This is a genomic window from Croceicoccus sp. Ery5, assembly GCF_020985325.1.
In the GTDB taxonomy this organism is placed as follows: Bacteria; Pseudomonadota; Alphaproteobacteria; order Sphingomonadales; family Sphingomonadaceae; genus Croceicoccus.
In genome coordinates this window covers 938,000-949,928 of the sequence record NZ_CP087587.1, presented here as the reverse complement: position 1 = coordinate 949,928, position 11,929 = coordinate 938,000, and the positions used below count along the sequence as shown (strand labels likewise).

Below are 11,929 nucleotides of genomic sequence, written 5' to 3'. Positions count from 1 at the left end.
GCATTATTGTCGTGATACTGACCCTGCTGACGCTCGCCATCGGTCTCGCCGGACTGTTGGCGGGCGGCGAATTGCTGGTGCGCGGCGCCGTGCGCCTTGCCGAAAGCGCGGGCGTGTCGCCGCTGATCGTGGGGCTGGTGATCGTCGGCTTTGCGACGTCCGCGCCCGAGCTGGTCGCCAGCCTTCAGGCCGCGCTGGCCGGTTCGCCCGCCATCGCGTGGGGCAATATCGCCGGATCGAACATCGCCAATACCCTGCTGATACTGGGTTCGGCGGCACTGATGACCCCGATCGTCATCCGCGCCGACATCGCCAGCCGCGACACGGGCGTCGCGCTCGCCGGTTCGGCAGCGCTGGTTTTGCTGGCGTGGTCGGGCTGGGGCGCGACATGGATCGGGCTCGCCATGCTGGCCGCGCTGATCGCCTATATCGCACGCTGTTATCAGGAAGAATTGCGCGACCGTTCGGTTTCCGTGCCCAATGCCCCCTATGAACGGGCCGAAGCGGCAGAGATGAAGGAACCGCCCCTGCACGCCAGCGGCAAGGGCTGGACCATTCCCGTGCTGCTGACCCTGGGCGGGCTGGCCCTGCTGGTCGTCGGGGGGCGGTTCATGGTCGATGCCGCCATCGAACTCGCGCGTATCGCGGGATTGAGCGAAACCGCCATAGGATTGAGCGTGATCGCCATCGGCACATCGATGCCCGAACTGGTCACATCGGTCATGGCCGCGCGCAAGGGCGAAACCGAGGTGGCGTTCGGCAATGTGGTCGGATCGAATATCTATAATCTGCTGGGCATCGGGGGCGTCACCATGGCGATCGCCCCCGCCCCGCTGCCCGCCGGCCTGCTGCCGTGGGATCTTGGCCTGCTCACGCTCAGCGCTGCGGGCCTGCTGTTCGTCGCGCTGCGCTGGCGCAGGGTCGGGCGCAGTCTGGGCGGCGCGCTGGTGCTGGCCTATACCGTCTATCTCACCTGGCTGCTTGTGACCGCATGAGGGTCAGGCCCCCCGGTCAGAACGGCAGCCAGTCCTGTTTCTTGCTGAATTTCATATAGCCCGCGTTGATGCCCAGCCGCGCACCGGCGCCAAGCCGGATCGGGATCAGCACCACATCGCCCTTGCGCATATAGCTGGCATTCAGCCCGCCCACGACATAGGCCGCGCCCTCGCCCGCCGGATAGCGGGTGAACAGCTCCTCGCTGTCCCACAGATTATAGACAAGCACGAAGGTCGAAGCCGCGTTCGCGCCAAAGTCGAAGCCGACCGACGGACCGGTCCAATAGACAGGCCGGTTGCCCTCGACCTTGTGATACATGGTGCCCGATCCATAGCGGACACCCGCGATGAACGCACCGCCAGCCTCGCGCCCGACGATATAGGCATTGGGCTCGCCCTGATCTTTCAGGATTTTCTCGATCAGGCCCGCAAGACCTTCGGCACCTTCGCCGAACACGCCCTCGGCCGCCCCCATCAGATCGTCTTCCTGATAGGTCGAGGATGTCGACGCCTGACGCGCGGCCTGTTCGGCGGGCACCACATCGGTGGGCGCACCCTCTGCAACCGGCGCGGCATAGGGATCGTATGGCGCGCCCTGTTCCGGGGCAGGCGGTGCATAGGGATCCTGTGCCGGCGATGGGGCCGGAACCGGTGCCGGTGCTGGCTGTACCGCATAGGGGTCACCCTCCATCGCATCGCCCGACACGGGCGGCAATTCGCCGTTCAGATCACCATCGATCGCCCCGCCGGACGATTGATAGGCGCCGGAGTTATAGGTCGTGTTCGGATCGATCGTCTGGATCTGCGCCAGTGCGGGCTGGGCCGCCAATCCGAAACCGGCCAACCCGAAACCGGCCAATCCGAAAGCGATCGGCAAAAGCGCCGATGCCCGCCTGGCAAAGTTGGAGCGCATGTTCATCGGTAATACCCCGTCGTGTTCGTGTCCGCATCCTGCCGGACCGGCGCCGTGGCGACCTGTCCGCATTGCGATGCCACGCATGTCGTTCGTGGCTGCCTGAATCCATGCAGCCATTCCGGCAATGAATGGGCGGTGAATCGAATCCATTTCGCGCCGGATCGAGTCCCCCGCCCCACTTATCCGCCGCTTTCTGCAAGCTTTGCCCGCAATGGCAAAAGCAGCCTTGATGGCCGCGATAACGCTCGCTATAGGCCCCCTTCTTCCGGAGACGTGGGTGAGTGGCTGAAACCAGTTCCCTGCTAAGGAACCAGACGGGGTAACCTGTCTCGAGGGTTCGAATCCCTCCGTCTCCGCCACCTATACCATCCCAAGAGATCCCAGAAAGTCCCTGAACGCCGCAGAAATCTGCGGTTTTTTGGACTTGCATCGGAATCTCTAGTTCTTATTTTGTTCTAACCTTTCCCACACTTTCTACCCACCATTGTGGGAGCAGATGTGGGAAGAGAACCAGGATGGATGGCTATGGGAAAACTTTCCGCCGCTCAGATTCGAGCTCTCACTAAACCGGGCCGCTACATGGATGGCGATGGCATGTCGCTGCTGCTCACCGCCCCAAAAAAGGGGTATTGGGTGCTGCGCGCGACCATAAACGGGCGCCGAAGGGACATCGGCCTAGGGCCACTAGACTTAGTTACATTGGCTGAAGCCCGCGAACTCGCGATCGACATGCGCCGCGATATTCAGCGAGGCATTGATCCGATCGAAGAGCGCAAGCGCCAGAAAATCGAGATTCTAACCTTTAAGGAGGCTGCGACGAAGGTTCACTCTGAGCAAAAGGCGACCTGGAAAAATGGGAAGCATCAGGATCAATGGATCAATACACTCGAAACCTATGCCTTCCCGAAGCTTGGCGACAGACTCGTTAACGACATCGAGGGACCGCTCATCCGTGAAGTGCTGCTCGATTTCTGGCTGGAAAAGCCAGAGACGGCTCGCCGGGTAAAGCAGCGGATAGGCGTTGTGTTGGATTGGGCATACGCAAACGGAATGCGCGCGACCGAAGCGCCAATGCGCTCGCTGAGCCGCGCACTGCCACGACAGCCGAAGCAGGACGGCCATTTCGCTGCGATGCCCTATGAGGATGTCCCAACTTTCTTGAAGCATCTGCACAAGCGAACGAGTGTCGCACGGCTCGCGTTTGAGTTCCTGATCCTGACTGCCTCTCGATCAGGCGAAGTGCGGGGTGCTAAATGGGCGGAGATCAATCTGAACGCGAAACTCTGGACTGTCCCTGCGGAGCGGATGAAGGTCGGAAAGGAACACGTGGTCCCGCTGACCGATGCCGCAATCGACCTGCTCGAACGTGCCAGACCTTACTACGCTGAATGCAGCGATCTGGTCTTCCCCGGTCGCAACGTATTGCGCCCGATGTCCGACATGACGCTGCTCAAGATCCTGCGTTACGCGAAACTACCCTTCACGGTGCACGGCTTTCGATCTGCGTTCCGAGATTGGGCCGCCGAGAAGACAAGCTACCCCGGCGAAGTGGCGGAAGCGGCGCTAGCGCACACGGTCAGCAACAAAGTGGAAGCGGCCTATCGCCGTACCAACTATTTGGACAAGCGGCGTGAGCTGATGCGCGAATGGTCAGACTTCTGCGTCGGAAGATAAAGAAGCGCTCTCGTGGGCACGACGGCTTTGCGCCCTCATCCCAGTCATTACGGCCGAACCGGCGATTGCCCGAAAGTAGACGTAGCTATCGGTTGATTTGGCAGCGGGCTTTGGGACTCTCCTGCCGTTCCGGCGTGATTTGTCGAATGGCAGGTCCCGCTAGGGACCGACGCCCAGCCCTGCACCGACTGGCTATCAGTGAGCGACAGAGGCTGAGGAGCAGGTGGGGGAACTCCTGCTGTTCATTCTCCAGCTCCGCCTTCGTGCGGGTGTGCCCCAACCGGGACGCGTGAGATCGATCGTCATAAGGTTTTCCTAAACTGGCCGAATGGGATCGCTGCGGCGGTATGGAATCAGGTGAGGCGCGGACCAGCTGCTCTGATCATTTACTTCTTCCCTTCTGGTGAAAAAATTCGGAAACTGCCGCGTTCATTATGAATGACTTCCACGATCTCTCCCCTCTCGATTTCGAAGAACTCGTCCGCGACTTGCTGCAGGCCCATTGGTCACGGAGACTGGAGAGCTTTGGGCCCGGCAGGGATCAGGGCGTCGACGTAAGATACATGTCCGGACCGCATCAGATCGTCGTGCAGGCGAAGCACTACGCCCGCAGCGGCCCGGCGGCTCTGGTGCGGGCGATGCGTCTTGAATGCCCCAAGGCGATCACTCTCTCGCCGAGCCGATACCTGTTGGCAACCTCCGTCTCTATGACGCCGGCGCTGAAGGCCAAGATCGTGGCGGCGATGCCGGAGGTGCCGCTGGCGGAGGTCGACATCTTAGGCCGCGAGGATCTCAATAATCTCCTCCGCCTCCATTCTGAGGTGGAGCAGCGCCATTTCAAGCTGTGGTTGGCGAGCTCGGCCGTGCTCGAGCGTATCATCCACAGCGGCGTCTTTAACCGGACGGCGGCGGAGCTGGAGATCATCTGCGGCATGATACCGCGCTTTGTTCAGAACCAGAGCGTGGCCGACGCCGAGACGCTGCTGGCGGACACAGGGGCCTTGATCATCGCGGGCGCGCCGGGCGTCGGGAAGACTACGCTGGCTCAGATCCTGCTATGGCGTCATGCCGAGCAGGGTTGGCGGATCTTCGTCGTGGACGATATCGAGGAGGCAATGGCTGTCGCTAGCGAGGGCGAGAGGCGTCTGATCTTCTTCGACGACTTTCTCGGCCAAGTCGCCCTCTCCGCGGACCACGTCCGCGGCTTGGATGCGAGGCTGCCGCCCTTGTTGTCGCGAGTGGCGGCCCAGAAGGATCTCAAGTTCATCCTCACAACGCGCGATTACGTGCTTGCGCAGGCGAAGATGCTATCGGCCCGCCTCGACGCGGCAAAGGGAGTCCGCAGCTACGTCCTAAATGTCGGCGCCTACACCCGCGAGGCGAAGGCGCGGATTCTCTACAACCACATCCACTTCTCAGGCCTGACCGAGACCCAGAAGGACGCCATTCTAGAAGACGGCTTCTATCTGGCCATGATCGACCACAAGAACTTCAATCCGCGCCTAATCGAGATGCTGACGCGGTCCGAATATCTCGCCTTGGACGAGCGGCCTACGCGCGAACTGATCCAGCAGGTCCTCGACAATCCGCACGAGCTCTGGGACCGGCCCTACAGGCAGCATATGTCCGAGGATGCAAGAACGGTGCTTCTCGCGATGGCGATCAACGGCGCGTTCGTCGGAATCACTCTTTTGAAAGACAGTTTCGTGCGCGTCGCCACGGCGTTGGGCAACACTCTGCGCACCTCGGAGATCGAGGCTAGATTCCGAGCCGCCTATCAGGAAATCGAGGGCTCTGCCCTCAGCCTTCTCAACAGTCTCGTCCACTTCACCAATCCTGGCCTCCGCGACTATCTTCGCGGCGTCATTCGGTCAGATCGCTTAATGCCGCTTATCGTCCCCTGCATCGAGACCGCCAACGAGCTCGGCGAGTGCTTCGCGATCTTTCGTGTCCATCGGGACGACTGGGAGGGGTCAACGACGGTCTGGACCGCGGCACTCGACAGGGTTCGCGATGGCGGCAGGGTGCAGCGCTTAGCGTATCTGGAGCTCGCCCTCGACCTCTGCGACGAGTTCCGTGACCAAGGGCTGATCGACAGGATGCTCACGGCGCTGATGGGGATCGAGCAGGAGGGCGTCGACGAGGCGGAGGTCCGGGAGATCTGCTCGCTACTCGAGAGGTCCGCGATGACGCTCCTGCCGACCGAGGTGGAGGCGCGCGTCCGATCAGTCGCCACGGAGGCTGCCGCCACAATGCTTGAGAAGAAGGCGATGTGCCTGCCACTCGAGGACATCGAGAGCATGGACGAAGCGCTGTTCACCTACGGCAACGACCAAGAGCGGGCCGCGACCGCCGTCCAATCCGCCATGTGGACCTTCACGCGCAGCATGGACTGCGACCTCGAGGCGATCACGACCCTCGACGACCTCGACGAGTTCGAGAGGAGCCTGCTCGCACTGTTGGAGAAGCGCGGATTCTCGTCCCACACAGTGAAGCGCGACATCCGATGGCGGCGGGAGGCGTTGGAGGAAAACGAGCCGCGGCACGATCCGGAGGAGGGATACAGGGGAGGCGGCGTCACGTCCCATCGCAATATGAGTGATGTGGAGATCCGGTCTATGTTCAATGGCCTGAAGGGCTGATACCCACACCGTCCTGTGCTAATTTACGCATAGGAGGGCAAATGCTTACCCAAATAAAAAAGATCAAAGGCTTTGGAGTCTTCGACAACTATTCGGCGCCAGATGGATTGCCGATCTTTGGGCGCTTCAATGTCATTTACGGGGAAAATGGCTCAGGAAAAACGACCTTGTCTCGCCTACTGGCTTGCTTGCAGGCTGGGACGCATCCCGATCATCCAGCGCTCGAATTCAGTGTGGAGACAGAGTCCGGCCCGCTGACTCACGGCCAAAATTATCTACGTAAGGTGCGCGTCTTCAACAGCGACTTCGTCGACGCGAATATCGGGCGTTTCGACGGTCCGCTCCGCCACATTCTCATACTCGGCGAGGAGAATAAGGCGATCGCCGAGGACCTGAAAGCGGAGATTGCAACGCGCGACGGACGTCTTGCGACCATACGGACCCAGAATGCAGCTCTCACGAAGCAAGAGGCCGACAAGGGAAAAGTCTTCTCCAAAATCGCTCAAACGATTGGCGAGGCCACCAGTGGCTCGACACTTCGCACATATCGGAAGCCAGATGCTGAGGCCGCCTTCGCCAAACTTACAGAGGATTCCAAATCCCTCAGCAATGAGGAGCTTGAGGCGCATCGAGCGACCGTTCACCAAGAGGAAATGCCGGCCGTCGGTGCGCTAACTCAACCCGCCATCCAACAGCCGGATGGCACTCCACCGATTGGGGTAGTCGCCGCTGCTGGTGGGGCGGCCGAGCGAGCCGGCATACTGACAAACAGGACCGCGCAATCAGCCGTTATTGAGAGGCTCGCCAGCAAACCTGCCGTTGCGGCCTGGGTAGAGGATGGAATCAAGCTCCATAAAGAACACGGTTCCGAGAGCTGTGAGTTTTGCCAGCAGACCTTGCCAGCAACCCGCTTGCAGGCCCTTGCGCAGCATTTCAGCACCGAAGATCAGAAGCTCAAAGAAGACATAGAAGCCGAGAGACTTTCTCTTGCTGGAATCCGGGAGGCGCTCGGCCGCTTCAAGCTGCCCGATCGCCTCGCGCTCTACTCTGAGCTCCGCGCGGACTACGACACCGCGATCGAAGCCGTTGGCAAACAGACTAGAATGTTGATCGAAAAGCTCGACGAAATCGATGCAGCGCTGAAGGTCAAGTTGACTCAGCGCACAACCTCTTATGAGCCGACGATGGTGTCTGACACCGAGCGCCTAACGGCAGCATTGCAGGCTGTCGCAGACATCCTGAAACGTCATGATGCAAAGACGAGCGCATTCGATGCTGAAAAGGCCAATGCTCGAAACGCGGTTGAAGCGCATTACCTCCTGACAATTAGGGATCAGGTGAAGGAGCAGAGCGACTCAATCGCAGCACTGAAAGCAGAGATTCATCTGCTCACCAATGGCGGCAACGGCCTTCCAGACAAGCGAAGCCTTGCGGATCTGTCGCAGTCGATCATCGACAAACAGGCAAAGGTCTCAAATGAACACGCGGGCGGAGCTGACCTCACCGAACATCTGAAGCAATTTCTGGGGCGCACCGATTTGCGCTTTGAATCCGGCGCGGATGGCTATCGCGTCCTCAGGCGTGGCAAGCCTGCCAAGCGCCTCAGCGAGGGAGAAAAGACCGCAATCGCGTTTCTCTATTTCCTAGTGCAGCTCAAAGATCAGGATTTCGATCTCGCCGAAGGCGTCGTCGTGATCGACGACCCGATCTCAAGTCTCGACGCCTCAGCGATCTATCAGGCTTTTTCATTTCTGAAGAATAGTGTCCAGGGGGTGAAGCAGCTTTTCATCCTCACTCACAATTTTGAGTTCCTTCGGTTGCTCATCAACTGGGTGAGAAACATCCCCGGTCCCAAAACGGACAAAACCTACACAATGGTTCTCTGCACCGAGACGGCCGATGGCAGGTCTGCCCGTCTCGCTCCGCTCGACAAGTTGCTGATCGACCACGCTACGGAATATCACTACCTCTTCAAGGTTCTCTATACCTTTCAGTCCGACGGCACGATTCTGGGTTGCTATCATGTCCCCAATATCGCTCGGAAGGTTCTCGAGACCTTCCTCGATTTTCATGTGCCGTCTAGCAAGAGCCTCTATTTGAAGTTGGAGGAAACAGACTTCGACCCCCACAAAAAAACTGCGATCTATAAGTTCGCGAATGATCTGTCCCATCACACAGGAAAAGGCTTCGATCCGGCCTTGGTGGCGGAAGCCCAGAAAAATACCGCCTACCTGTTGGACATGATCAAAGCCGTCGCGCCACTTCACTATGCAGGCCTAAAGAAGCTTTCCGAGGCGTGAGCGAATGGCCCCATTGCGTCAAGTGTTTCCTTCAAACAACCTACCGCGAAGCCTGTCCCTCTACGGACGATATGCAACATTTTCGAACCGATAACTGCCTGTCTGCAATCGGCCCCATTTCATGCCCTTTCGCTACAAGCCAATCTCGAACGGCTTGATCCGCTCCTTGGTCAGCTCAGGTTCCTTATCTCGTTCGACCTTCGGTTCCTGGTTGGCCGCTTGGATCTGACCCGCGCGCTGTCCCTTGGCTGCCGCTAGGCCAAGTCGCTCGGTGATTTCAGCGGCTGATGTCTTCTCGCCCAGATTAGTCGCAATCCCTCGCCCAACCTTGTCCCGGTTGTCGACAATCAGCGTGAGCTCGTCTCGCAGACGTGTGATCGTGACAAGGAAGTTGCTCTGCGAGAGCAGGCGCCGCTCGCGGCTGTCGAGCACGGCAATGCCCTTATCTGCTGTGAGGCCCTGCGCCATATGGGCGTTGAGCGCATAGGCGAGGTCGATCCGCTTCAGCATCGGGTCGTTCGGCTTCAGTTTATGCTCCATGCCGCTGGAGCTCGTGACCGTCACGCCGTCCTGGTTGATCGCGGTCACTATTGCGGTGTCGGCATTTATCAATCCGCGTTTATGGTCGCTCGCCGTCCAACGGATGGCGTCCCCGGTATAGAGATCGAGATCCTTCTTCTCGAACAGCTGCAATGTTTGGTCGCTGCCCTTCGACGACAATTTCGCTGGCACGAAGCGGCGCAAGTGCCCTCGCTCATCGCGAAGCGTAACAACACCCTTTTCGGTATCGACGGCGGCGACCTCATGGCTTCCTCGTCCGAGATCATGCCGCGATTGGCGGCTTGCCACTTCAAGCACCATTCCCGGTTGATAGTTGCGCGCGTAGCGCAATTCCTCGCGGGTCGCGTTCACACGGGACAGAACTGTAAGCCGTGCGCCCGCCGGTCCGATTTCGCCATTGGCGGCGAGCCCGGTTTGAACCGCGGCATTTATCTCAGAGCGCAGACGACGACCTGCCGCAAAGATCGACGTGCGTTCGCGCTCGGCAGGCGGAAGGGACAGCCAACGTTCCGCCGCAACGATTGCACTGTCTTCCTGGACCTCGACGATATGATCCTTGAGATGTTCGAGTGCATCGCTGGTTTTGCCTGACTGGGCCGCCTGCTGCGCCATCTTCAATGTATCTGAGCGCGCACGAAGATTGTGATCCATGCGCGCCGTTTCGGTCCCAGCGCGCTGCGCCAGAGCGAAGGGCTTCCCCGCTTCGACAGCCCCCAGCTGCTTTTCGTCGCCCATGAGGACGAGGCGATCAAGCTTGAGCAGATTGGCAAGCCGGATCAGGCGGTCCTGTTCGCGGGTAGAGACCATTGAGGCTTCATCGAGAACAAGAACAGTGTCGCGAAATTCCTCGCGCGCAGCGGCTATCTCGGCTTTACCTGCCGAGCCATCAAGCAGCTTACGATTCTGCCCGAGAAAACGGTGCAATGTCATCGACGGAATGCCGGTATCCTTTTCCAGCATGCGGACCAGAGTATTCTGAACACCCAAGCCGACCACCCTTTTGCCGTGTTCTTCCAGAAGCTGATTTAGTGGCCGCAGCACGGTTGATTTGCCGGCCCCTGCCACACCTTGGACGGCTACCACGCGATTGGTCGAAGACAGGATCAACCGGCCTGCTGCTTCCTGACCGGTATTCAATTTCATGCCGTAGTTGATGGCTGCCGACGCTTGCAGATATGGCCCGGCAGTGTCCGCGTTGAGGATCGGACGAACTGCGCCTTTTCCCTTCTCGATCTCGGCCAACATGCGGGTCTCCAGCGCCAATGCATTGGATGTGGTCAGCCACCCCTTCTGCGTGCCACGCCCACGCAGCAGCGCACCTTGTTGCGCAAGTTGACCGATGCGCTTTTCGACTGACTTCATCGTTGTCGGCAAGCCGAAATCGAGCGCAGCTTTGGCAAGATCAGTTGCCGTAAAGGCGGATTCTCGTTCGGACAAATGCCGCACCGCCGATGCAACCGCGTGAGCCGTCGCAATTTTTTCCCGGCCTTTCAGATGGATCCGCTTAGGGATGAGCGGATCGCCCTCCTTGATGCCCATTCGCTCGGCGACGCTGGCGATCATTGCCTTGCCCCGTTCAAGTAAAGTGGGGCGATCATTTGCCCGCTTGGCAGCCGCAACAGCCAGCTCGTGCGAACGCAGCTTGGCGTCGCGCACCATGCCTTCAAGGTCGAGCCCCTGATCCCAGGCCTGCCCCTCCCATTGAGCCATCAAGGCACCGCGATCCACATCGCTTTGTTTGGCCTGCCGTGTCGCCAGCGTCGCCACGACGCCCGCCTCAAGCCCGCCGCCGCGTCGGGCTTCGAGCACCTCCTGCCGCCGCGTCGAGAAGGCCATCACCGCATCACGGTCGATGCCCTTGGCTTCGAAGTTGCCGTGCTTTCCGAATGCGCCGATCCGGTAGCCAAGCTTCTCTACCTCGATCCGGAAGCGCGCCATCGTCATGGCGTTGAGCAAGGTATTGTGCTGCCACAGCTTGTCATTGCGGAGCGCCCTCCACTTGCCATCCTTGTCCTGCGTCATATTGGCGACGACGGCATGAAAGTGCAGGTTCGGTTCCTGATTGCGGTTGGTGTCGTGCTGGAACAGCGCGACAGTCAGGTTGTCGCTTGCATGCAGCCGTTCTTTGCCACCCTTCTCGGTGCGAAACTGGGCCGCATTTTTCTCCGCCCATTGGAGGGTTTCGACGACCGCCGAACGGTAGGCGTCAATGATCCGCTGATCCTTGCCGACGAGTGCCAGAAGCGACCAGCTCTTTGGCAGTGAAAAGGTCAGATCGATCCCCGCCCGATGGTACTGTCCCTGGTGCCCGATCCGTTCGCCAGTGGGCAGTTCCCCGCGCAGTATTGCCTCGAACGCCTTGCCATCGACCGCGCCTGAAAGACCCAGCAGCTCCGCACCTTTGCCGACCCAGATTCCGGACCGATCAGCGTCTGCCTTGGTGTAGTAATTGTCGTTGGCGAAGTAGTTGGCCGCACCGCCAGCCGAGCGCACATTGGCAACCGAAAGCATCGCTCAGCGCCCCTCGCGCTTCGCGGCTTTGCGCTCGCGATATTCGCGAATGCGTCGTTGGTAAGCGACCACAACCCGGTCCCGCAGCTCCTTATCCTTGTGGGTTCGGAGCCAGCCATCGAGGGCGATCTTGGTGAAGAGCAGATCGGCCAGAACCTGATCGCGGAACGCCTCGTCCTGGGGCTGCTCGAGCGCCTCGATGACGGTGAGCTTCAGCCATTGGCTGACGCTCATATGCGCTGCATCAGCAGCGGCTTTTACAAGGGCATGAAGGTCTTCGTCGACATAGCATTGAAGGGCAAACCGCACGGCGTCACCTGACGTTTGGCC

Annotated in this window: 7 protein-coding genes and 1 tRNA gene; 5 read left to right on the top strand and 3 right to left on the bottom strand. The window is 59.8% G+C overall.

Annotated elements, in window-relative coordinates; genetic code table 11:
- Nucleotides 1–11 precede the first annotated feature (11 nt).
- A complete protein-coding gene (locus LOZ74_RS04465; RefSeq protein ID WP_230293072.1) occupies nt 12–995 on the top strand; it encodes a calcium/sodium antiporter in 984 nt (327 codons plus the stop codon).
- Nucleotides 996–1,011: 16 nt separating this feature from the next.
- On the opposite strand, the gene LOZ74_RS04460 is transcribed toward LOZ74_RS04465, so the two are convergent.
- On the bottom strand, nt 1,012–1,914 hold the full coding sequence (locus LOZ74_RS04460; RefSeq protein WP_230293071.1) for an EipA family protein: 903 nt from the start codon (nt 1,912–1,914) through the stop codon (nt 1,012–1,014).
- A gap of 264 nt (nt 1,915–2,178) precedes the next feature.
- On the opposite strand from LOZ74_RS04460, the gene LOZ74_RS04455 reads away from it, so the two are divergent.
- The 4 genes from LOZ74_RS04455 to LOZ74_RS04440 all read left to right on the top strand — a co-directional run bounded on the left by LOZ74_RS04455 (nt 2,179) and on the right by LOZ74_RS04440 (nt 8,527).
- Nucleotides 2,179–2,270, top strand: a tRNA-Ser gene (locus LOZ74_RS04455).
- Between the two features lie 166 nt (nt 2,271–2,436).
- Entirely contained in the window at nt 2,437–3,585 is a 1,149-nt protein-coding gene (locus tag LOZ74_RS04450; RefSeq protein ID WP_230293070.1) for a site-specific integrase, read from the top strand.
- A gap of 434 nt (nt 3,586–4,019) precedes the next feature.
- Nucleotides 4,020–6,227: a restriction endonuclease gene (locus LOZ74_RS04445; protein ID WP_230293069.1), complete on the top strand. Its 2,208-nt coding sequence runs from the start codon at nt 4,020–4,022 to the stop codon at nt 6,225–6,227.
- 41 nt (nt 6,228–6,268) lie between these two features.
- Nucleotides 6,269–8,527, top strand: coding sequence for an AAA family ATPase (locus LOZ74_RS04440; protein WP_230293068.1), 2,259 nt, complete (start codon nt 6,269–6,271; stop codon nt 8,525–8,527).
- A 132-nt stretch (nt 8,528–8,659) separates the two neighbouring features.
- On the opposite strand, the gene mobF is transcribed toward LOZ74_RS04440, so the two are convergent.
- On the bottom strand, nt 8,660–11,599 hold the full coding sequence (mobF, locus tag LOZ74_RS04435) for a MobF family relaxase (protein ID WP_230293067.1): 2,940 nt from the start codon (nt 11,597–11,599) through the stop codon (nt 8,660–8,662).
- Nucleotides 11,600–11,602: 3 nt separating this feature from the next.
- On the bottom strand, nt 11,603–11,833 hold the full coding sequence (locus tag LOZ74_RS04430; protein WP_061926353.1) for a hypothetical protein: 231 nt from the start codon (nt 11,831–11,833) through the stop codon (nt 11,603–11,605).
- Nucleotides 11,834–11,929 lie beyond the last annotated feature (96 nt).